13 protein-coding genes are annotated in these 23,881 nt (G+C 64.4%); all 13 read left to right on the top strand.

Annotated features, from left to right (window positions below; genetic code table 11):
• The first annotated feature begins 6 nt into the window (after positions 1-6).
• The 13 genes from HY836_RS13700 (at position 7) to HY836_RS13640 (ending at position 23,824) form a co-directional block, all read left to right on the top strand.
• Entirely contained in the window at positions 7-3,111 is a 3,105-nt protein-coding gene (locus HY836_RS13700) for a hypothetical protein (RefSeq protein WP_290676727.1), read from the top strand.
• On the top strand, positions 3,111-5,840 hold the full coding sequence (locus tag HY836_RS13695) for a hypothetical protein (RefSeq protein WP_290676726.1): 2,730 nt from the start codon (positions 3,111-3,113) through the stop codon (positions 5,838-5,840). Before HY836_RS13700 ends, HY836_RS13695 begins: the two co-directional genes overlap by 1 nt.
• Positions 5,833-8,589, top strand: coding sequence for a hypothetical protein (locus tag HY836_RS13690; protein ID WP_290676724.1), 2,757 nt, complete (start codon positions 5,833-5,835; stop codon positions 8,587-8,589). Before HY836_RS13695 ends, HY836_RS13690 begins: the two co-directional genes overlap by 8 nt.
• Before the next feature lie 21 nt (positions 8,590-8,610).
• Entirely contained in the window at positions 8,611-10,683 is a 2,073-nt protein-coding gene (locus HY836_RS13685) for a contractile injection system tape measure protein (RefSeq protein WP_290676722.1), read from the top strand.
• Positions 10,680-12,047: an AAA family ATPase gene (locus HY836_RS13680; protein WP_290676720.1), complete on the top strand. Its 1,368-nt coding sequence runs from the start codon at positions 10,680-10,682 to the stop codon at positions 12,045-12,047. Before HY836_RS13685 ends, HY836_RS13680 begins: the two co-directional genes overlap by 4 nt.
• 12 nt (positions 12,048-12,059) lie before the next feature.
• The gene (locus HY836_RS13675) at positions 12,060-15,542 is read left to right on the top strand and encodes a DUF4157 domain-containing protein (RefSeq protein ID WP_290676718.1); all 3,483 of its coding nucleotides are present in this window, start codon (positions 12,060-12,062) and stop codon (positions 15,540-15,542) included.
• 133 nt (positions 15,543-15,675) lie between these two features.
• Complete coding sequence (locus tag HY836_RS13670) at positions 15,676-16,275, top strand: type IV toxin-antitoxin system AbiEi family antitoxin domain-containing protein (RefSeq protein WP_290676716.1); 600 nt, start codon at positions 15,676-15,678, stop codon at positions 16,273-16,275.
• On the top strand, positions 16,272-17,180 hold the full coding sequence (locus HY836_RS13665) for a nucleotidyl transferase AbiEii/AbiGii toxin family protein (protein WP_290676714.1): 909 nt from the start codon (positions 16,272-16,274) through the stop codon (positions 17,178-17,180). The genes HY836_RS13670 and HY836_RS13665 overlap by 4 nt, the downstream gene beginning before the upstream one ends.
• Before the next feature lie 167 nt (positions 17,181-17,347).
• Positions 17,348-19,186: a tetratricopeptide repeat protein gene (locus tag HY836_RS13660; RefSeq protein WP_290676713.1), complete on the top strand. Its 1,839-nt coding sequence runs from the start codon at positions 17,348-17,350 to the stop codon at positions 19,184-19,186.
• Positions 19,183-21,273: a glycosyltransferase family 41 protein gene (locus HY836_RS13655; protein WP_290676711.1), complete on the top strand. Its 2,091-nt coding sequence runs from the start codon at positions 19,183-19,185 to the stop codon at positions 21,271-21,273. The genes HY836_RS13660 and HY836_RS13655 overlap by 4 nt, the downstream gene beginning before the upstream one ends.
• 18 nt (positions 21,274-21,291) lie before the next feature.
• Positions 21,292-22,788 carry a M48 family metalloprotease gene (locus HY836_RS13650; protein WP_290676709.1) on the top strand — a complete coding sequence of 499 codons (1,497 nt, stop codon included), beginning with the start codon at positions 21,292-21,294 and terminating at the stop codon, positions 22,786-22,788.
• An 86-nt stretch (positions 22,789-22,874) separates the two neighbouring features.
• On the top strand, positions 22,875-23,315 hold the full coding sequence (locus tag HY836_RS13645) for an SRPBCC domain-containing protein (RefSeq protein WP_290676707.1): 441 nt from the start codon (positions 22,875-22,877) through the stop codon (positions 23,313-23,315).
• Positions 23,312-23,824: a DUF4442 domain-containing protein gene (locus tag HY836_RS13640; protein ID WP_290676706.1), complete on the top strand. Its 513-nt coding sequence runs from the start codon at positions 23,312-23,314 to the stop codon at positions 23,822-23,824. The genes HY836_RS13645 and HY836_RS13640 overlap by 4 nt, the downstream gene beginning before the upstream one ends.
• Positions 23,825-23,881: the final 57 nt, after the last annotated feature.

Here is a 23,881-nt window from a genome sequence, read left to right as displayed (position 1 = left end):
ACCGACATGGCCTCCATGCCTGAACTCAACCCGGCGCAGATGGCGGACCCTGGCACACGCCAGGCCGATCGCCTGAACCCGCATCTGGACGCCGCCTACGCGCCGCTGGACGACCGCGCGCCTGCTGACATGGTGCTGGCCGCCAGCGCCCTGGCCAGGCAGCTGAACTACTTTGACGCCAGCAGCGCCCAGCCCGACGGCAACTGGCAGGACATCCTGCTGCGTCCTCTGCCGACTGACACGGTAGACAGCTACCGTGCTCGCGTGGCCGCCTTGTTGCGCACCACCGATGGCAGCGTGCCGCCGCATCTGGCCTTGTTGATGGCCTATGCCCAACTGGCCCGCCATCCGCGTGCGCAGCTCAATGATTTCACGCGCCAGCACCTGAACTTCCAGATGCAGACGGTGTTGGCCTTCAGGCCCAAGCCGGCGCAGCCCGACCATGCTCACGTGCTGCTGGAGCTGAAAAAAGGCGCGCCCAGCATCGAACTCCAGCCCGGCCAGTGGCTGTCTGCCGGCAAGGACAAACAGCAAAACGAGCTCTTGTATGACCCGGTGCGCCCCACCGTGCTCAACCACGCCAAAGTGGCCTCCCTGCGCGCCGTGACCCACGTGGGCCAGCGCCTGGTGTGTGCGCCCGTGGCCGATTCGGTCGATGGCGTGGGCGGCAAGCTGCCACCTGACAACGCCGTGTGGTCGCCCTTTGCGCAGCCCTTGCCCGATCGCCCCGCCATGCTGGCCGCCACCACGGGCTTTGCCCTGTCGTCCGGCCTGCTGCGCCTGGCTGAGGGCACCCGCACGGTCACGCTCACGCTCTACCTCGAAGGCCTGCAGACCATGCACACGGCCGAGCACCTGGCCGCCTCGTTCGAGGTGCTGCTGACCGGCCCCAAGGGCTGGATCGGGCCTTATGCGCTCAAGGCTGTATCGGCCACTGAAAACGGCCTGCGCAAGCTGCAGTTCACCCTGGCCGATGACCAGCCCGCTGTGGTGGACATCACGGCCCTGCATGGCCAGCCCTTCGAGCCGGGCCTGCCTGTGGCGCAGTTGCTGCTCAAGACCGACGGGCCCCTGGCGCACGATGACCTGGCCGCCTTGAGCCTGGATCAGATCAAGCTGGGCGTGAGCGTGCAGGGCATGCGCAAGCTGGTGCTGGAAAGCGAGCTGGGCCTGCTGGACGCCAAGAAGCCCTTCCTGCCTTTCGGGGCGCAGCCGTCTGACGGCTCACGCTTCTTTGTGGGCTGTGAAGAGGCCCTGAGCAAGTCGCTGACCAACCTGTCGATCAACATGGTCTGGCAGGGCGCACCCACCACGCAGGCCGAGATCACCACGCGCTACAGCGGCTACACGAACGCCAGCAAGCTGGGCAGCGGCGTGTCCGTGCAAGCCGATTGGGCCGATGCCCGTGCCGAGCACAAGCAGGTGGTGCAAACCATGCTGCCGGCCCTTGCCGTGGGCAGCACCTTGACCCTGGAGAAGGCCAACCTCAAGGTGCGCAAGGTGGACCGGCCCGTCGCGCATGCCTTGCGCCAGTCTGGCACGGCCGTGGGGCGTTTCCTGGCGAAGCTCGAAGAGCGCCTGCATCACAAGCGATCGGACGAGAAGCCCGTGCCGGCCACCGTGCGCCCCGGTTTCATCACCCTGAGCCTGCTGACGGACCTGCTGCACAACGACTACCGCACCGACGCCGTCACCAACCTGCTGCTGACCAAGCCTGTGGTCATCAAGGAGCCCTACACGCCCAAGCTCAAGGAACTGACCCTGAGCTATGACGCCGAGTCCGGCCTCACGCCACTCAACAAAGGCGGTCAAAACGACTTTGTGGCCTCCGATCTGGCCTTCTATCACGTGGACGTGTTTGGCGTGGCGCGTGAGCACCTGTGGCTCACCAAGCAACGCAAATGGGCCCGCCAGCGCAGCGTCACCCTGATGCCTCGCCACACCGCCGCAGGCGAGCTGTTCATCGGCCTCTCAGGCGTGCAGGCTGGTGAACCGGTGAGCCTGCTGCTGCAGGTGCAGGAGGGCAGTGCTGACCCGTTGGCCCATGTGCAGGACGTGCGCTGGGCCGTCCTGGCCGACAACGCCTGGCATGCGCTCACGCCTGGGCCTGCGCTACCGCTGGACACGAGCAACAGCTTGCGCCGCAGTGGCATCGTGCAGATCGTGCTGCCGGATGCCGTCACCACCGACAACACGCGCCTGCCCGCTGGCCTGGTGTGGTTGCGTGCCGCCATTCCCGCTGAGCCACGTGCCGCCTGCAACCTGGTGGCCGTGCACACCAATGCGGTGGAGGTGGCCTATGTCGAGCAGGGCCACGGTGCTGCCCACCTCGCCGATGGCCTGCCCGCTGGCAAGATCACCCGCTTCAAGAGTCCGCTGGCCGAGGTCAAGGCCTTGAGCCAACCTTATGCCTCGTTCGACGGCGCTTTGAAGGAAGACGACAGTGCCCTGGCCCGCCGCGCCGCCGAGCGCCTGCGCCATCGTGGTCGGGCCATCACGGTGTGGGACCACGAGCGCCTGGTGCTCGAAGCCTTCCCCACGGTCGACCGCGTCAAGTGCATCCCGTATGCCAACAGCCAGTCGTGGCGCGCACCGGGTTGCGTGATGCTGGTGGTGGTGCCCAATCTGCGCCAGCGCAACACGATGGGCGCGATGGGTGTGCTTCAACCGCGTGTCGATCTGGACACCCTGGCCCGCATCGAACAGTTCGTGCTGCCGCGCTCGGCCATGTGCCTGCAGGCCAGGCCCGCAGGCCAGACCTCGGCCGTGACCGTGCGCAACCCGCGCTACCAGCCGGTCAAGCTCAGCTTCAAGGTGCACATGCGCGATGGCTTTGCTTTCAGCTTCTACAAGGCCCGCCTCAACGAGGCCGTGGTGCAGACGCTCTCGCCCTGGGCCTTTGATGTGAGCCATCCCTTGAACTTCGGTGGCCGCGTGGTGCGCTCCGCGCTGGTGGATGCCATCGAGGCCCTGCCTTATGTGGACTATGTGACCGATGTGCGACTGGCCCGTGAAGACCATCCCGGCGAAGACCAGAGCGAACTCAGCCCGCAGGAGCCCGATGTGATCCTGGTGTCGGCCGCAGAACACCAGATCGAGGAGATTGCGTGATGGCCCCGCAAGCCAAGACCCTGCCGTCTCTCAAGCGCGAAGCGCTTCCACCCGGCGAAGACCCGCGCGCCCTGTTCAACGAGGGCCTGGACTGGCTGCGCCAGCTGGCCGGTGCGCAATGGACGGACCACAACATCCACGACCCCGGCATCACCACGCTGGAGATGCTGAGCATGGCCCTGGCCGAACAAGGCTACCGGGCCGGTACCCCCATTGAAGACTGGCTGGCCGAGCCGGTGGACCCTGCCACCGGCGCCCCGCCCGCGCTGGCACGTCAGTTCTACGGCCCCCGCGCCAGCCTGCCCAATCGCCCCCTGACCACGCTGGACTGGCGCAAGCTGCTGATCGACCTGGACGGCGTCAAGAACGCCTGGGTGGCCCCGGTGCCTTTTGACATCCCCTTCTACGCCGATCAGATCGCGCGCGAGCTGGTGTATGTGCCGCCCGCGCATGGCCACAGTAAGCCCGTGGGCATCGATGGGCTCTACCAGGTGCGCATCGACTTCATGGACCACATCGGCACGCAGGCTGACAAGCAGACCGTGCTGGCCCGCGTGAAGAACGCGCTGGAGGCCAACCGCAATCTGTGCGAAGACTTTCTGGAACCCCAGGAAGTGGCGGTGCAGTACTTCTCACTGTGCGCCGAAATCGATCTGGACACGCAGGCCGATGTCACCGAGGCCGCGGCGCAGTTGCTCTTCGTGGCCGAGAACACCCTGGCCCCGCAGGTGCCTTGCTACAGCCTGGCGCAGATGCGCGAACGCCTGTCTCCCAGCGGGCAGCCCTATCGCATCGACGAGATCTTTGACGGCCCCCTGCTGGAAAACGGCTTCATCGACGAGCGTGATCTGCAGGCCTCCGAGCTGCCCTCGTCTTTGCGCCTGTCTGACCTGATCGGCGAGCTGATGGATGTGCCTGGTGTGCACGCGATTGCCACGATCACCGTCAACCCGCTGGACGAGGATGCCTTCCCCGTATCGGTGCCCAACCCCTGGCAGATCCCGGTGGCGGCGGGCCACATGCCCCGCCTGGCTTTGTACGCGAAGAAGCCGCAGGGCCGCCTGGTGCTGCGCAAGCGCGGCGTGCCCGTGTCCACCTGGAACATGGATGCCGTGCCCGCTGCCGTGATGGCCCGCCTCAACGCCCTGCGTGAGGCCGAACGCGCCGCCGTGGAAACCGATCGTGCCGATGTGCCCGCCGTGCCCCAGGGCCGCTGGCGCGATCTGGCCGAGTACCGTAGCATCCAACGCGACTTCCCGGTGATCTATGGCCTGGGCCCCACCGGCTTGCCGCGCACGGCCGATGAGGCGCGCAAGGCCCACCAGTTGCAATGGCGCGCCTACCTCATGCTGTTTGATCAGCAGATGGCCAATGACATGGCGCAGATGAAGCGGGCGCGTGAGCTGCTGAGCGTCTGGCCACAAGGCCTGGCGGATGAAGCCGAGCGCCTGCGTGATGACGTGGCGCCCTTCCATGCGCTGACCTCCCAGCCCGTGCGAGATGACTTCATCCCCACCAGCAAGCTGTTCACCCAGCCCTTGTCAGACACCCAGCTCACCGACCTGATCGAGACCGAAGCCCAGGCCCTGGCACGGCGCGATCGCCAGCTCGATCACCTGCTGGCCCGCATCGGCGAGGACTTCTCGGCCTATGCCTCCATCATGGCCTCGGTGTTTGACCACACGCAGCGCAAGGTGCTGGCCGACAAGTGCGAGTTCCTGGCCCAGGCGCCCGCGCTCACGGCCAACCGCGCCGGGGCCTATCGGCAGTACCCGGACGAGGTCAACGGCGTCTGGAACAGCGACAACATCAGCGGCATCGAGCAGCGCATCTCCTACCTGCTGGGTATCCAGGACGTGAGCCGCCGCAACCTGGCTACCGTCTCGTATGACGCCTACCCGCAGATCGACCAGACGCCCAACAACGAGTTCCGCTACCGCGTGGTGCATGGCGTGACGGACAAGATCCTGCTGTCGTCCACCACCTACTTCAAGACACCGGAAGAAGCGCGCCAGCAGATGATCAGCGCCATCGCGGCTGGTCAGGAGCTGGGCCACTACCGCTGGCACGAGGGCAAGGACGGCCAGTTCTACTTCCGCGTGGTGGACCCGGCCGATGACAAAAAGGTACTGGGCCGCCGCAACGAAGGCTTCGAGAGCGAAGAGGCGGCGCTGACTGCGATGCAGGCGCTGCGCGATTACCTGCAGCATCACTACAGCGGCGAAGGCCTGTATGTGCTGGAGGGCCTGCTGCTGCGCCCCCGCACCCAGGGCGACCCGCTCATGCCCATCTGCCTGGACAACGATTGCGACGAGTGCACCGATGTGGACCCGTATTCCTGGCGCCTGTTCATCGTGCTGCCCGCTTACGCCGGGCGCTTCCAGGACATGCGTTTCCGCGAGTTCGCCGAACGCGTGATCCGCGCTGAAGTGCCGGCGCACATCATCCCGCGCATCTGCTGGGTCAACAGCGACGACATGGCCCGCTTCGAAGGCGCCTTGCGCGACTGGATCCAGGTGCACGCCGGCCAGACCCACGCCGACCGCAACATCAAGCTGCGCACGCTCATCGAGGTGCTGTCCACCATCAAGAGCGTCTACCCGCAACGCACCCTGTACGACTGCGCTGCCGACGTGCCACCCAAAGAGCCATTTGTTCTAGGCCGCACGGCGCTGGGCAGCATCGGCACCACCCATATTTCTGCACCCAAGGAGACGGACCATGGCTGATCCGATCAAGGTCCTTCAGTTGCTGGGCTCGACCCCGGCGAGTACCTACACGGTCTTCGAGCGCGATCAGGTGCTCACCCACGGCCAGCTCAACGAGCTGAGCCTCTACCTCAACCAGCAGGAACGCCTCACGCGCACCAACCTCGTCGGCGTGGGCGTGATCAGCGGGCTGGATCTGGCGGTGGAAGACGCCGCGGTCACCGTGGGCCCGGGCCTGGGCATCACCACCGATGGTGACCTGGTCATCCGGCCTGAGGCAGTGCGCTACACGCACAGCAAGCCGTACGACGACAAGCAGCCCCAGTACGCGCCCTTCTTCCCGGACGGCAAGACCATCAACAAGCTGGTGGAGCTGACCGACGAGGCCGACCCGCTGGGCACGCCCCTGCCCACACCGCTGGCCAAGCAGGACTGGGTCGTGGTGCTGCTGGTGGAAACCAGCGAGCTGGATCCCGACCTGTGCATTGGCGAGAACTGCGACAACCTGGGCCGCAAGGCCATGACGAAGATCCGCCTGCTGCTGGCCCTGAGCGACGATGCGAAGGCCCTGCGCGCGACCTTCCAGCCCGTGAGCGAACGGGCCCGCAGCCTGCCTGACATGCTGGCCACGCGCCCCCAGCTCAACACGGCGATGAGCAACACCACGCTGTTCATGTCCCGCTACCGTGATGCCTGCAACGAGGTGCTCAACGCCCTGAACGACGCGCTCAAGCAGTTCGGGCAGGACTTTGCGCCCGAGCTGAAATCGCTGTTCGGCAGCAGCCCGGTCGAGGCCTGGCAGCTGCGCCTCAAGGACATCTTCGGCCAGATCACCATCGGCAATGCCCAGTTGATCTACGGCTTCTTCAAGGACATGGTGGACACCTGGAACGCCATGGTGGACGCCCTGCTCGACACCACGGCCATTCTGTTGCCCGGCACCTCGGCCTTCCCCAAGCACCTGCTGCTGGGCAGCCTGCAGGACCCGACGGCCTTGCGCACGGCCTTCTTCCCGTCGGTGGCCGATACCGGTGCCCGCGAAGCAGCGGCCCGTGCCGGCTTCCTCGTGCGCAAGCTGCAAGCTCAGATGGATTGCTTCTTCGTGCCCGAAGACACCGTGCTGCGCATCACGCCCAGCATGGGCGAAGAGGTGGCGCTGGAAGACCGCGCCATCCCCTGGTATTACAAGCCCGACATCAGCACACAGTGGAACTACCGGCTCAACAAGCGTCAGCAGTCTGAAACCAATCTGGGCTACCGCGCCAATGACTACGGTGGTTCGGTGCGGGCGCGCAACCCTTTGGGCAGCGCCATTGCCGGCTACGAGATGTTCCGCGTCGAAGGCCATCTGGGCGGCGATGTGAACAAGGTGCGCGAAGAGCTCAAGGCTCAGGTCGCGCAGTACAACCTGCCCTTCAAGGTGCACGCGGTGCTGGCGCACAACCTCAAGAAGTTCATCCGCATCCGCCCGCAGATCCGCTACACCGATCTGCACCGCTTCCACTACCTGCTGCGGCAGGACGTGGCTGTTCGCCTGGATGAAGGCCAGCGCTTCACCTCGAAGTTCTCCGAGAACATGCAGGCGGCCGTGCAGCAAAAGACCATTCCCGATCAGCTGGAAAACGTGGTCTCGGTGACGCAGGTGGTGCAGACCGCGCGCAACAACATGGAAACGCTCAGCGCCAAGGCGCAACCTGCGCTGGCCAAGACGCGCTACACCGCGTACCGCGAAGAAACCCGCCAGACCGCCTGGGCCGACAAGCTCGGCGACCAGCTTCAGATGCTGGGCGATGTCCGCAGCAAGCTCGGTGAAGTGGCCCGCAATGACATCGTCTCGCCCATCGACTCGCTGATCCAGACCACGCACCCGATCTGGTTGAACTGGCTGGATGACCTCATCGTGGCGCGTGATGATCGAGAAGACGACAAGCTGCTGCTGTCTCGCTTCGTGGGCGATCACCCCTCGCTGGATCACCTCGGTGGAACCTGGCGTGGCGGCACCCTCGTGCTGCTGTACGACGACAACGGCAAGGTGGTGGGCGACTTCGCCTTGCCCTACACCTACGAAGAGGTGGACGAGCCCGAGCCCGAAGAGCCCGTGTTGCAGCGGCCCCCCCTGCTGCGCCCGCCCATCAAGGACATCACGCCGGTTGGCATCGTGCGCCCCATCAAGCTGGATCTCGACAGCCTGGTCACCAGCCGCATCGACACGCAGTTTGCGGTCTCCAGCAAGAAGCTGGACGACAGGATCCTGGCCCTGAACACGGATGTGGACAACCGCCTCAAGTTCACCACCTCGAATGTGGAGGGCCTGGTCAAAGGCGCCTTCAGCGTCAAGGAGGCCACGGGTGCGGCGGGGCTGGGCGGTGGTCGCCTTGTCGCCACGGGCGACACCTTGCTCGACGAGTTGGCTCAGGACGTGGATTACAAGCGCCAGCGTGTGCAGACCCTGGTTGATCTGGTGGGCCGTACCGATCTCACGGTGGATCAGCGCAGCAAGGCGCAGAACATGCTCACCAGCGCACAGGGCGAACTCGGTGCCGCAGTGGGCATAACGGCTGAGCACGTGGTCGCCAGCAAGACCAACACGGCCAGCGGCGGTGCGGCCAATGTGGCATCCATTCTGGCGCAAAGCACCATGCTGGTCACCGACAGCGCGGCCTCCACCAAGCTCACGGCCAAGCTGGGTACGCTGGAGGTGGCTGCCACCGACCAGAACCAGAAGGTGCTGATTGGCGGCTTGAAGAACATCGGTGCCATTCGCGGCTGAGCCCGCCAGGTGAACTGAACCATGGCTGAACTTGCACACCGTATCCGCCGCTTGCGCTGGCAGGTCCGCACCCCTGGTGCAGACGCGGCCATGGGCATGCGCACGATGCTGCGTGAGCTGATGCCGGATGTGGAGGCCGCCTTGCAGCAGGCCTTCGATGCACATGGCATGGGGGAGGCCGTGCGCTATCTGGATCGGCTGGAAGTGCAGCTGCGCTTGCCTGCCCAGGCCTCGCCGCAAGCCCTGATGCAGGAGTTGGGTTCAGCCCTTGCGCACGCCTTGCAGCAAGCGGCGGCCGAGATGCAGCCCTTGCCATGGGCCATGCAAGCCGCTGCTGCTCAAGCGGGCGACCACATCGGTGCCATGCCCTTCGGTGAACGCGGCGCCTTGCTGTGCGCGCTGCTGGCCTTGAAGCAACATGCGCCGCAAAGGTTGCAGCAATGCCTGGATGTGGCCTGGCGTGGTCGGATGCAGGGTTCGGCGGACCTGATACTCGATGGGCGACAGTGGCGGGTTGACGAGGCTGCCTTGGTGCATTGGCAGCGTTGGCTGGCCGCGGAGGTCAGCGCTGGCAGCCTGGGCACCGTGGGTGATCCGGGTGGTCTGCTCGCTGCGAGCAAGACAGGCGCCGTGAGTGACACGGCGGGCCGCGCATCGGTGGAGGCCGCGCCAGAGCTGGGCTCTTCAGCCGTGTCAGACCGTCACGCCCATCAGAAAGATGCGGTCGTTCCAACACCTGTATCCGCACCTGACCCTGTTCATGGCGCGACACCGGCTGCCACCTTGCCCCATCTGCAGGCCCAGCTGATGCACTACCTGCGCACCGGCCAGATGGACTGGATGCTGGCCGGTCTACCCGTTGATCAGGCACGGCGGCAACTGCGTGAGGCGGCTGTGCATTGGGTAGAACTGGGCATGTGGCCCGAGGCCTGGCCAGATGGTGCACCACTGCCTGATCGACTGGGCGCTCTGTGCCGTTGGTTGAGCCTCTTGAACGAATCGCAGAGGCAGGGGGTGATCCAGCGCCATGGCTGGGGCCTGGCTGCTTCGGTTGCCACCCGTGGGCGTGATGCAGGCGTTTCAGGGCAATCGGATGGGCGTTCGATTCGCACCAGCCTGATCGCCTTGATGCAAGCGGTTCGAGGGGCTTCCTCCGATCAGCTGCACGCCTTGGCCCTCTGGCTGGATTGGCAGCAGGCCGGTGTTGAGGGCATGTCTGATGCAGCGCTGCAGGCGTGGGGCGAGGCCGCGCTGTCCTGGGCGGCGGGGTGGGTCGAACAAGGGCCCGTCCATGACGCCTGGAAAACCTGTCAGCAGCAGATCAGCGCCTCGTTGACACAAGGGTTGGCTGCTGCCGGCGTGGCCGCATCGGCATCGCATGAGGCGTTGATGTCGTCGGAACAGGGCGTTGGCTCCGTGGGCGAGCATGAATCAAGCAAGGCGCAGCGGCATGTACCTGATGGCTCAACCCGGCGTGGGGCCACAGCCACTAGCCCAACGCCAGTGGCCACGTCCACACTAAACACCGATCTCATTCGCCCAGCGGCAAGGCCCATCCGCGAACCGGTCATCAGCCAGGGGCACCTCATCGCTCAGGCAGGCCTGGTGCTGCTCCACCCCTACCTGCCACGTTGCTTCAACGTGCTGGGTCTGTACCCCACAGGCCAGCGTGGCCCGATCGCAGACGCCCTGTGGCCACGTGCCGCCGCGGTGCTGCACTGGCTGGCCATGGGCGATGCCACCGAGGCGCTGGAGTGTGATCTGGGCCTGATCAAGCTGCTGCTGGGGCGTGGCGAACATGAGGCGCTGAGCCACGGCCTGCCCGCCTTGCTGCCGCATGAAAGTGAGGAGGCCGCTGCGCTGCTGCAAGCCGTGCTGGGCCACTGGTCTGCGCTCAAGGGCACCAGTGTGGAAGGCCTGCGCCAGAGCTTCCTGCAGCGTGCGGGTTGGATCGAGCCACTGGACCGTGCCTGGCAGCTGCGTGTGCAGCCGGCTGCCTTTGACATGCTGCTGGGCAGCCTGCCCTGGGGCCTGAGCATGGTGAAGCTGCCCTGGATGGACCGGCCCATGCATGTCGAATGGAGTGCGTCATGAATCGAGACCAGGCCATGAGCACCTTGAGTACCCTGAGCGGCGCCGCCGCGCGCACGCTGGAAGCCGAGCTGGAATGGCTGGCCACTTGCCTGCAGGACAGGCTCGAGCACTACTTTGGCAAGCCCCCTTCGTCGCCGGCCTTGCCTCAAAGCAGACCCGCGCCCGCCTTGCAGGACAAGGACTGCCCCTACAGCCGTGCCGTGCACCAGCTGGAGCTGGAAGACACCGAACGCCTGTTGCTGATCCTGGCCGTGGCCCACCAGTTGCGCCCGCAGTTGCTGGATGTGCTGAGCACGCGCAACGAGGTCACACAGCGCGCCTACACGGAGTTTGGCCTGAATGCCCAGGGCGCACCCACGGGTGAAACAGCCTGCTTCCTGCTGGCGGGCGACCACATGAGCGAGCGCCTGCAGGCCATCCATCTGTTGGCCCCGGAAGGGCGTCTGGCGCGCCTGGGCGTGCTCACCGTGGCCGCACCCGTAGCACCAGGCGAGCGCCCCTTGTCGGGTGCGCTGAGCCTGGTACCCGGCTTCATGGCGCAGGCACTACCGGGTATGAGCCTGCTGACGCGCCCGGATCAAAGCCTGCCTGCCCAACGTGTGGACACGGCATTGGCCTGGTCGGATCTGGTCCTGCCCCAGACCGCGCTGGAGCAGCTCGAAGACATCGGGCTGTGGCTGAACCATGGCCAGGCCTTGCTGCATGAATGGGGCATGGCCCGGCGCATCGCACCGGGTTATGTCTGCCTGTTCCATGGGCCATCGGGCACGGGCAAGACCCTGTCGGCCAGCCTGCTGGGCCAGCGCTGCGGCCGCGAAGTGTGGCGGGTGGATCTCTCGCAAGTGGTGTCCAAGTACATCGGTGAGACCGAGAAGAACCTGGCCCGCGTGTTCGAAGCCGCCGAGCAGCACAAGTGGATCTTGTTCTTCGATGAGGCTGATGCCTTGTTCGGCAAGCGCACCAGCGTGTCGGATGCGCATGATCGCTATGCCAACCAGGAAATCAGCTACCTGTTGCAACGCATCGAGGACTATGCCGGGGTCGTGATCCTGGCTTCCAACCTGCGCCACAACATCGATGACGCCTTCCTGCGGCGCTTCCAGTCGGTGGTGCACTTTGCCTTGCCGCGCGCACCGGAGCGCCTGCGTTTGTGGCGTGAGGCCTTCCCGCCCGTGGCCCAACTGGCGCCGGATGTGGACCTGCCTCGCCTGGCCCAGCAGCACGAGATCTCTGGCGGCACCATCATGAACGTGGTGCGCTATGCCTGTCTGCGCACCCTGGGCCGTGGCGAGCACATCGTGCAGGCCCATGATGTGGAAGAAGGCCTGCGCCGCGAGCTGCTCAAGGAGGGCCGGTCGAACTGACCGCGCAAGCCCATGAGCACCCTCACCCGCCAGCTCATCCAGCGCGCGCCTGACACCCGTCAGGCTGTGGCCGCGCCGGTGCGGGCGCCCAGCCCGGTCGCCGCCCCCACGCGGCCGCAGGTGCCGGCCAACATGACGGTGTCGCAGCCGGGGGATGCGGGTGAGCGCGAAGCGGCCAGGGTGGCACAACGGGTGGTGAGCATGCCGGCCGCGCCTCAATCGGCCACAGCGGCACGCTTTGCGGGCGCGGTGCCCGGGGCCAAGGGTGTGGCGGGGGCAGGGCAGGCGGCTGCCGCCAAGGCCGCCCCTGCTCAGGCGGCTTCACCCATGGTGTCCGGTGGTGGTGGCCAACCCTTGCCGGTATCGGTGCGCCGCTTCATGGAGCCTCGCTTTGGCGCAGATTTTTCGGGCGTGCGCATCCACACCGATGACGCGGCCGCCGCCAAGAGCCGCGAACTCAATGCCGCCGCCTTCACCACCGGCAACCAGATCTTCTTTGCCAAGGGCGCCTACCAGCCCGAGAGCAGCGAAGGCCGCGAGCTGATCGCGCATGAACTCACGCACACCATCCAGCAGGGGGCGGCACCACAGAAGCAGGCCCAGATCCAGCGCAGTGTCGACACCCGCGTGACCGAGCGCAGCAACCCCGGCAGCAGCATCCAGCGTCTGGGTGTCAGCGATGCCATCGACTACTTCGCCGACAAGGCCAACTTCATCCCGGGCTTCCGGATGATGACCCTGATCCTGGGCTTCAACCCCATCAGCGGCCAGAACGTGGACCGCAGCGCCGGCAACATCCTGCGCGCCTTGATCGAACTGTTGCCCGGCGGCGCCCTGGTCACCCAGGCGCTGGACAACCATGGCATCGTCGACAAGGTGGCCAACTGGGCCATGCAGCAACTCGCCACGCTGGCGGGCATCGGCCAGAGCATCCGCCAGGCGGTGCGCGCTTTCGTGGATGGCCTGAGCTGGCGCGACATCTTCAGCCTGGGCAGCCTGTGGGACAGGGCTGTGCGCCTGGTCACCGAGCCGATCGACCGCGTGCTCAGTTTCGTGCGCGGCCTGATCACCGGCATCATCACCTTCATCAAGGATGCCATCCTGCGGCCCATCGCCGGCCTGGCGCAAGGCACGCGTGGCTACGACCTGCTGTGTGCCGTGCTGGGCTTTGATCCGGTGACAGGTGATGCCGTGGCGCGCACCCCCGCCACCCTGATCGGCGGCTTCATGAAGCTGATCGGCCGGGAAGACATCTGGGACAACATCCAGAAGGGCAACGCCATCGGGCGAGCCATGAGCTGGTTCCAGACCGCGATGGCCGGCCTGATGGGCTTCGTGCGCCAGATCCCGCAGCTGTTCATCACGGCGTTTACCTCGTTGCAACTGGCCGACATCATCCTGGTGCCGCGTGCCTTTGCGCGCATCGTCGGGGTGTTTGGCAGCTTCGTGGGGCAGTTCATCGCCTGGGCGGGCGAGACCACCTGGAACCTGCTGGAGATCATCTTCTCGGTGGTGGCGCCCAATGTGCTGGTCTACCTCAAGCGGGCAGGCGGCGCCTTGCGCACCATCCTCAACAACCCGATCGGCTTCATCGGCAACCTGGTGCGGGCGGGGGTGACGGGCTTGCGCCAGTTCGCGTCACGCTTCCTGACGCACCTGCGCGGCGCCATCATCGGCTGGCTCACCGGGGCACTGGGCGGCGCCGGCATCTACATCCCGCAGGCCCTGACCCTGGTCGAGATCTTCAAGTTCGTGGCCAGTGTGCTGGGCCTGACTTGGGCGAACATTCGGGAAAAACTCGTCAAGGCCACCAGCGAGACCGCCGTGCGCGCCATGGAGTTGGGCGTGGACATCGTGGTGGCGCTGGTGCGCGGCGGGCCGGCGGCGGCCTGGGGCCAGTTGATGGAGACCCTGGGCAATCTGCGCGAGATGGTCATGGAGCAGATCATGGCCTTCGTGTCGCGCAACATCGTGGAGGCGGCCATCGTCAAGCTGGTGAGCATGCTCAACCCGGCTGGCGCCTTCATCCAGGCCATCATCGCCATCTACAACACCATCATGTTCTTCGTGGAGCGCCTGCAGCAGATCGCGCAGGTGGCCATGGCGGTGATCGACTCCATCGCCGCTATCGCGGCGGGCTCGATCGGGGCAGCAGCCAACAAGGTGGAAAGCACGCTGGCCGGCCTGCTCACCCTGGCCATCAGCTTCCTGGCGCGCCTGATGGGCCTGGGCCGTGTCAGCGATGCCATCCGCAATGTGGTGGAGCGTGTGCGTGCGCCCATCAATGCCGCTATCGACCGCGTGATCGGCTGGATCGTGGGCCTGGCGCGCCGTGTGGTGGGCGCCGTCAAGAGCGGAGTGCAAAGCGTGCTCAACTGGGCCGGCATCCGCAAGCCCTTGAAGGTGGACAACGAATCCCACAACCTCTACATCCAGGGCGAGGGCGCACAACGCCGCGTGATGATGGCCTCGGACCCGGCCGAGTACAAGAAGACTCTGGAGAAGGTGAAGATCAAGGACAGCGACCCCAAAGCCAAGGACAAGGAAAAGGCCAAGGCTGGCGCCCTGGCCACCCTGGACAAGCTCAACGACGCCATGACCAAGGCCGCCAAGGGTGGGCCGGATGGGGCCAAGGCTGCCGAGGGCATCGATGCGCTGATGGGTGAACTGGCCTTGTTGACCGTCCAGTTCATGAGCAAGGCGGGTGCGGGCAAGTCCACGCCCCCCATCTATGGCGGCACCGGTCCCGGTGGGTTTGGCGTGACCGTGGGCGTGGAAAAGCTCACCGAAGACCACGAAGCGGGATCGGGCCCCTCTGCCAGCAGCGGCGAATGGGAAGCCCTGGCCTCACGCAAGGATGGCGGCAGCACCTACTACGTGCGCGGGCACCTGCTCAACGACAACCTGGGCGGCACGGGGGCCGAGTGGCAGAACCTGGCGCCGCTGACCCAGGCCACCAACAACCGCAGTGCGGTGTCGATGTTGCGCACCTTCGAGAACACGGTGAAGAACGCCGTGCTCAACGACAAGAAGACCGTCAACCTTACCGTCACGATGAGCTACGGCCAGCCCGGGCGCCAGGCCGATGCCGACAAGGTCAAGAAATCCTGGACACCCAAGGCCGATGCTGACCAGATTGCCAAGATCATCGCGGCCGAAGCCCATGTGCCCAGCTCGGTGAACTGTGTGGCCCACGAGGTGGCCGACGACGGCAGCCGCAAGGCCCTGGTGCAATCCAGCGTGGCCAACGTGATCGACACCAACCTCGACCACTATTCGCTGGGTGGCGTGGCGCGCAAGCCCATGAACATCAACGTGGCCAGCAAGGCCCAGTTGATGACGCTGGCCGGTGTCTCCGATGCCGTGGCCGACACCATCATGAAAGAGCGCAAGAAGCGCCACTTCGCCGACCGCGACGACGCACTGGCCAGGTTGGGCGGCACCGTCTGGCATGCCATGGTGAGCACGGCAGGGGTCAGTATCCGGTGTGAGTGATTTCGGCTCAAACAATCCATGAGGGTTCTGGACAGTCCTGCCTTGGGGATCAGTCATGAGCGAGATGAATGCACTCGTTTTGAAATTCTCATTACTTGTAAATAAGTAATGCGCATATTAAACTCCAGGCGAAATGAGTCAATCTGACCAAATCCTCGAGCTTGCTCAACGGCAACGCCTGCTGCGTGCCGTGGATGTCCGCGCGCATGGTTGGTCACCTCAACTGCTGATCCGCCTGCACCAGATGGGGCATCTACAGCGTGTTGCCCGAGGCCTATACAGCCTGCCAGATGCTGAAATCAACGAGCATCAAACCCTCATGGAGGTCTGCCAGCGCGTGCCCAAGGGGGTCGTGTGCCTGCTTTCGGCGCTGCAATTCCATGAGATAGGCACCCAGTTGCCGCGCGAGGTCTGGCTGGCCATGCCAGAGGGTGCGCAAACACCCTCCCTGGGCTACCCGCCACTGCGCGTCGCCCGCATGCGCGGCATGGCTTACAGCGATGGCATTGAGACCATCACGGCGTACGGCGCCACCATCCGCGTGTACGGCGTGGCCAAGACCGTGGCCGACTGCTTCAAATTCCGCCACAAAATCGGGCTTGATGTTACCTTGGAAGCGCTGAAAGACGCCTGGCTCAAGCGGAAGGCAAGCATGGCCGACCTGAGTCACTTTGCCAAGATCAACCGCGTTGAGCGTGTCATGCAGCCTTACCTGGAGGCGGTGGTCGCGTGATGGCCAATTTGTCTGCATCTATCCTGGACCGCTTGCTGACCTTGGCAAAGCAACGCGGTGATGATTACAACCTGGTACTCAACCGCTTTGCCTTGGAGCGCTTGCTTTGCCGCCTGAGCGCCTCAGCTTACGCGGACAACTTCTTGCTGAAAGGCGCTCTGCTGTTTGCCATCTGGTACGACGACCCGCACCGCCCAACCCGTGACGCCGATTTGCTTGGTTCTGGTCAGGACGACGCTGAACACCTGATTGCCGTCTTTCGCGATGTGGCCGCGATGAGCATGGAAGACGGGATCGTGTTTGACCTTGCCTCGGTTCGCGCAGATGCGATCCGCGAAGACAACAATTACGGCGGCACGCGCATCAACCTGGTTGCCCATATAGGCTCGGCTCGCTGCTCGCTTCAAATCGACGTGGGCTTTGGTGACGCGGTAACGCCTGAGGCGCAGACTGTGGTCTTTCCGACTTTACTGAACGACTTCCCAGCACCAACGCTGAGGGTCTATCCGGTCTACACGGTCATCGCCGAAAAGTACCAGGCCATGGTGATGCTGGGCCTGGCCAACAGCCGCATGAAGGACTTTTACGACCTCGCTGTTATCGCTCGCCGGACCGAGTTGGATGGCGCAACCCTTGCGGGTGCCATCGCGGCCACCTTTGCGCGCAGGTCAACAGCACTACCCTCAGGGCACCCACTTGCATTGACGAGTGAGTTCAGCGAGGACATCGCGAAGGCACGGCAGTGGCAGGCCTTCCTGACCAAAAATCGATTGCCCTCTAGGAGCCTGGCCGACACGGTTTCATTGCTTGCAGCGTTGCTCGGTCATCCTACGGAAAGAGCACGAAATGGAGGGCGGCCTCAAGACAGCGTGTGGGTGCAAGATCAATGGATCCCTGTTGAATGAGCATCTGGCCTGAGGGGATCGGCGAGACCCACTGCGCAGAACACACACAGCATGGCCTAGTGCTTTTGCTGTGAAGGGTCGCCAGAGGCATCTGATAAAGTCAAACGCTTCGACATCAGGATTTTCGAGCCGCCTTTTTTCGCAATCAGGTGGACATCAGGCGCACCATGAAGCACAAGAGGAAGGCCCCTTCCCATATATTCAGCAAGCCGCCTGTTCCTGCACAGGTATCCACGCCCAAGGTGCTGCCGCAGGCTGATGGGGGCCAGCTGATTGCTTTGTTCAATGCTGGGCGCTACGCCGACCTGGAGAGCGGTGCTCGGCAGCTGTCGCTGACCTATCCGAACTCTGGCTTTGTGTGGAAGGTGCTGGGCACGGCCCTGTTGATGCAGGGCCGACACGCCGAGGGTATAGGGCCGCTGCAAAGGGCGGTGTCCTTGATGCCAGGGGATGTCGAAGCGCACAGCAATCTGGGCAACCTCTTGCGGGCCTGCGACCGCCTGTCGGAAGCCGAGGCCAGCTACCGTCAGGCTATTTCACTGCGCCCGGATTATGCGGCAGCCCATTTCAACCTGGGCATCACACTCCGGGATCTGGGGCGCTTGAACGAGGCCGTAGACAGCTATCGTGAGGCATTGAGGTTGTCGCCTGGCTTTGCCGAGGCGCACAACAATCTGGGCAATGCCTTGAAGGATCTCGGCCGGCTGGACGAGGCGCTGGCTGCTTACCGTCAGGCCTGGGCGTGCAAACCGGACTATGTGGAGGCTTGCGGCAACGTGCTGTTTGCGCGCAACTATCTGCCTGGTTCGTCGCCGGATGTCATGCTGGCCGAGGCGCGAGCCTACGGTTCGCTTGTTGCAGGCATGGCTCAACCCTTCACCAGTTGGCCCAACCTGAAGGACGCCCAACGCAAACTGCGCATCGGCCTGGTGTCCGGTGATTTGATCGCGCATCCCGTCGGCTTTTTTCTCGAAGGCGTGATGGCGGCCATCGCCGACCATGAGTCCGATCGCCTCGATGTGCTGGTGTACGCCAACAACCGCCATGTGGACGACGTCACGCAACGCATTCGGGCTTGCAGTGCGGGCTGGTGCGATGTGAGCGACATGTCGGACCAGGTGCTGGCGCAGCGCATTCGCAGCGATGCCATCGATATCCTGGTTGACCTGTCTGGTCACACAGGGCTCAATCGTCTGCCCATGTTCGCCTGGAAGCCCGCACCGGTGCAGGTGAGTTGGTTGGGGTATGTTGCTACAACCGGGGTGGGTGCCATTGATTGGCTCCTGGCTGATCCCTGGACCTTGCCCACTTCCGAAGATGCCCATTTCACCGAGCAGATCTGGCGACTGCCCGAAACGCGCATGTGTTTCACTGCGCCACAGGTTGATGCAGCCATATCGCCCTTGCCGGCAGAGCGTCAGGGCCATGTCACCTTTGGTTGTTTCAACAACCTCACCAAGGTGAACGACGATGTCATCAAGGTGTGGGCCAGGGTGCTGCAAGCGGTGCCCGGCAGCCAGCTCATTCTCAAGGCCGATCAACTGGCCGATGCGGCCGAGTGTCAGCGCATGCACGCACGATTTGCCGTGCATGGGCTGGATCCTCAGCGTGTGCAGCTTCAGGGCCGTTCACCGCGGGCTGACTACCTGAGTGCCTATCAACAGATTGACATCGCGCTGGACCCTTTCCCGTATACCGGCGGCACCACGAGCGCCGAAAGCCTGTGGATGGGCGTGCCTGTGTTGACGTTGGCGGGTGAGCGCATGATTGCGCGGCAGGGCGTGGGCCTGATGGTGAATGCCGGCCTGCCAGACTGGGTCGCATCCGATCAGGATGACTATGTGGCGAAGGCCGTGGCCCATGCGGGCGACATCACGGCGCTGGCTGCATTGCGTGCTCGTTTGCGTGCGCAAGTGATGGCATCGCCCTTGTTCGATGCCGCACGGTTTGCAGCCCACCTCCAGGTGGCGTTGCGCGGCATGTGGCTGCGGTGGGTTCAGTCATGAGCAGGCAAGCTGCACCACAACAGCTGCCACCAGCCGATGGCGCCCATTTGATTGCCTTGTTCAATGCGGGTCAGTATGCCGAGCTGGAAAGCCGGGCCCGCCAGTTGAGCCAGTTGTATCCGGCATCCGGCTTTGTATGGAAGGTGCTGGGCACCGCCTTGCTGGTTCAGAACAAGGATGGCTTGCACGCCTTGGAGCGCGCCGTGTCCCTCTTGCCGACCGATGTGGAGGCTCGCAGCAATCTGGGCAATGTCCAGAAGGCGCAAGGCCGTCTCGCCGACGCGGCCGCCAGTTACCAGCGCGCCATCGAGATTCGACCAGACTACGCAGCGGGGCACTACAACCTGGGCCTCGCGCTCAAGGACCTTCAGCAACTCGATCAGGCGGCCGGCGCATTCGAGCAGGCGCTGGCCTTGTTGCCGGGCTTCGTCGATGCCCATTACAACCTGGCCAATGTCTACAAGGACCTTGGTCAATCGGCGCGAGCCATCCAGGCCTACCAACAGGCCATCGCCCTGCAGCCGGAGCATGCTGAAGCCCACGGCAATCTGGGGGTGGTGCTGGAGTTGCTGGGCCGCCATGACGATGCGCAAGCGAGTTACCGCCGTGCCCTGGCCTTGCAGCCGAACCTGGCCGAGGTGCACAACAACCTGGGCAATGTACTCAAGGACCTTGGGCACTATGACGAAGCTTTGAGCAGTTACCAGCGTGCCCTGTCCATCCGTCCTGATCTGGCGGATGCCCATAACAATCTGGGCAATGCATTGAAGGACCTGGGCAGGCTGGATGAGGCACTGGAGTGCTACCAGCGTGCCCTGGCCATCCGGCCCGATTACACCGAGGCACTGGGCAATCTGCTGTTCACCAGCAACTACCTGTCTGGACAGGCACCGCAGGCCTTGCTGGCGCTGGCCCATCGCTACGGGGATTGCGTGGCGGCGCTGGCGCGCCCCTACTGCGACTGCCCCCAAGCCCGTGACCCTGATCGGCCTTTGCGCGTGGGCCTGGTCTCCGGTGACCTGTGCCAGCACCCGGTAGGCTATTTCGTGGAGAGTGTGCTGGAGGCCTTGAAGGCGCAGGCCGGTGAGCGCATTCAGGTGTTGGCGTATGCCACCCAGGTTCGACACGATGCCTGGAGCGATCGCATCCGCGCCGCGTGCCAAGGCTGGTGCCTGACCGTCGGCCTGTCGGATGAAGCCCTGGCCCAACGCATCCGGGCCGATGGCATCGACATCCTGATCGATCTGTCTGGGCACACCGCACATAACCGCCTGCCGATATTTGCCTGGAAGCCCGCGCCTGTTCAAGTGAGCTGGCTGGGCTACTTCGCCACCACGGGCGTGGCCGGGATCGACTATGTTCTGGCTGATCCCTGGACGGCACCCGAATCGACACAAGCGCATTTCACCGAGCAACTCTGGCGTTTGCCGCAGACTCGCTGGTGCTTCACGGCGCCCGATGTGGATGTGCCTGTGACGCCCCTTCCGGCCTCACGAAGCGGCCATGTCACCTTTGCATGCTTCAACAACCTCACCAAGATGAATGTCGCGGTGGTGGCATTGTGGGCGCGGGTCCTGCATGCTGTGCCGGGCAGCCGCCTGATGCTGAAGGCGGAGCAGCTTGACGATGCATCGGTACGATCCACGGTGTTGGCGGCTTTCGCGGCCCAGGGTGTGGGTGCGGATCGTCTGGATCTGCATGGCCGATCTGATCGCCTGACGTACCTGCGTGCCTACCAGACGGTCGACATCAGCCTGGACCCCTTCCCGTTCACGGGTGGCACGACCAGCGTCGAGAGTTTGTGGATGGGCGTGCCCGTGCTCACGCTGGCGGGTGATCGGCTGGTGTCACGACAAGGTGTGGGCTTGATGATGAATGCGGGCCTGCCGGATTGGGTCGCCCAGGATGCCGATGACTACGTGGCCAAGGCGGTGGCCCATGCAGCGGATCTGCAGGCCCTGGCGGCTTGCCGGGCAGGCCTTCGCCAGCGGGTGTTGGCCTCTCCCCTGTTTGATGCGGCGGCTTTTGCCACCCATTTCGAGGCAGCCTTGCGTGCCATGTGGCAACGCTGGTGTGCCCAACCCTGAACTGAAGGAGCTTTCGTGATGCGCCTGAACCGCATGACATCAGCCTTGGCGCTGACCTTGATGCTGACGGCCTGCGGCACTTCAGTGGTCAACCCCGTGACGGGTGAGGCCGAAATGTCGGCCATGGACGAATCGGCCGAGATCGCCACCGGGCAGAAGCAGCATCAGGAGATCCTCAAGGAATACGGGGTCTATGCCAACCCCAAGGTGCAGGACTATGTCAACGGCGTTGGCCAGAAGCTTGCCGCGCAATCGCACCGGCCTCAGCTGACCTGGACGTTCACGGTGCTCGACAGCCAGGAGATCAATGCCTTTGCCTTGCCTGGCGGGTATGTCTACATCACCCGCGGCATCATGGCCTACCTGGACAGCGAAGCCGAACTGGCCGGTGTGCTGGGACACGAGATCGGGCATGTGTGTGCCCGTCATGGTGCGCAACGTGCGACTCGGCAGCAGACCGCCGGCCTGGGCGTGCTGGCCGCCACGGTGCTGGGCGCGGTGCTGGAAGCCAAGGGTATCAGCCGTGCCACCGAGCTGGCCAGCCAGGTGTCGCAAACGGCTGCTGCGGGCTACATCGCTTCTTACAGTCGCGAGCAGGAGTCCCAGGCTGACGAGTTGGGCGCGGAGTACCTGGCGCGTAACCAGTACAACCCCCAGAACATGGTCGATGTCATCAAGGTGCTCAAGAACCAGGAGCGTTTTGCGGCGGACACGGCCAAGGCCGAAGGCAAACCAGTGCCTTCCGGCGCTAACTGGCTGGCCTCTCACCCCAGTAACGACAAACGCCTGGCCGACATCGAACAGATCGCGGCGGGTTATGGCGGGCGCTATGCAGACGACGAGCATGTGCGCTATCTCAAGACCCTGGAGGGCGTGACCTTTGGTGACAGCCGCGAGCAGGGTGTCACCAGAGGGCGGCAGTTCTATCACGAGGGGCTGGGCATTGCGCTGACGGCGCCCCATGGTTGGCGCATCCAGAACGCACCGCAAGCCATCACGCTGGTCAATGACGCTGGCGATGCCGGTTTGATCGTCAGGCTCGTGCCCGACAAGGCAGGCAGCACGCCAGAAGAGGTCATCCGCAACGTGGTCAAGCCCAGCGAGGGTCGCACGGAGAAGCGCAACCTCAACGGGCTCACCGCACTGCACTTCGTAGGGGCTGTGCGCAACAGCCAGGGACAGAGCAAGAATGTGACCCTGACCATCGCCACGGGGCCAGGCGGGCATCAGTACCTCATGCAATACGCAGCCAAAGACGCCGCCACCTTGCAGCGCAACGCAGCGCCGATTCAGGAAGCCGAAGGCTCCTTCCGCGCGCTCACGGCGGCAGATCGGGTCGCAGCCAGGCCATGGGCGCTCAAGTCCGTGGCCTTCCCGCGTGGTGGCTTTGCCGAGCTGGCACGTTCCACATCGCTGTTGAGCCAGCAGGAGGCCCGCCTCAAGCTCATCAATGGCGCGTACGGCGAAGGCAGCGTCGATCCCAAGCCCGGGCAACTGGTCAAGACGGTGCAGTGATCGGTGCCCTGCGTCCGGGTGTTATCTTGATGACGGCGGCTGACATCGGCCTTCATGATCAAACAGTGAAATGGCAAGGAGGCTCCATGACCACGTTCAGCACGACAAGGGCATTTGCGCAGGCGCCAGCTGAGGTGTTTGCCGCGATCAAGGATGCCGAACGACTTGCCAGGTGGTGGGGTCCGGACGGTTTCTCCAACCGCTTCGATGTCTTCGAGTTCAAGCCGGGCGGCCGATGGGTCTTCGACATGATCGGCCCTGATGGCAAGACCTATCCCAACGAGGCCGTCTTCGCCAGCATCGAGCCCGACAGGCAAGTGGTGATCCAGCACGTGTGCGCGCCGCAGTTTCAACTCACCATCAGGTTGGCGCCTGCATCGTCAGGCACCTTGCTTTACTGGGATCAGGCGTTTGCCGATGCCGCGGTGGCGCAAGCCATTCGCCATATCGTGGTGCCCGCCAACGAGCAAAACCTTGACCGCCTGGCGGCAGACCTCGCCCGACACCCATCTCCCGCCAGCACATGACCAGCGCCGCGACCACTGAGTACAAACCCAACAACTTCGCCCGCATGCTGGCCCGCCTGGCGCGCTGGCCCGAGCCCTTGCGCCTGCGCCTGGTGGGGTTTGGCTTTGGCTTGTTCACGCCCTACTTCCGTACCAACCGTTGTCGGATTTTGACCCTCGATCAACACCAGGTGACCGTGGGCATCATGCTCAAACGGCGTGTCCGAAATCACGTGGGTGGCATCCATGCGGTGGCGGCCACCCTGGCGGCCGAGTACGCCAGCGGCTTGTTGGTTGGGCAGCATGTGCCCGACAGTGCCATCGTCGTAGTCAAGACGATCCATGTCGAATTGCGCAAGCCCAACAAGGGCAGCATCCGGGCCACGGCCAGGCTGACGCCAGAGGAAACGCGTGCCATCGGCACCGAGCCCAAGGGCAGTCTCAAGGTGCCGGTGACGATTGAAGACGCGCAAGGCCAGACGCCGATCACGGGTTACATGGAGATGGCCTGGTTGCCCAAACGACGGTGAGGTCGCGGTGGGCTCTTGGTGTTCTCCCTAGGGCGGGGAAGCACTGAGGCGTGACCA

Origin of the sequence: Aquabacterium sp. (assembly GCF_016234775.1) — a bacterium.
GTDB lineage: Bacteria > Pseudomonadota > Gammaproteobacteria > Burkholderiales > Burkholderiaceae_C > Aquabacterium.
This window is presented reverse-complemented; position numbering and strand designations above follow the sequence as displayed.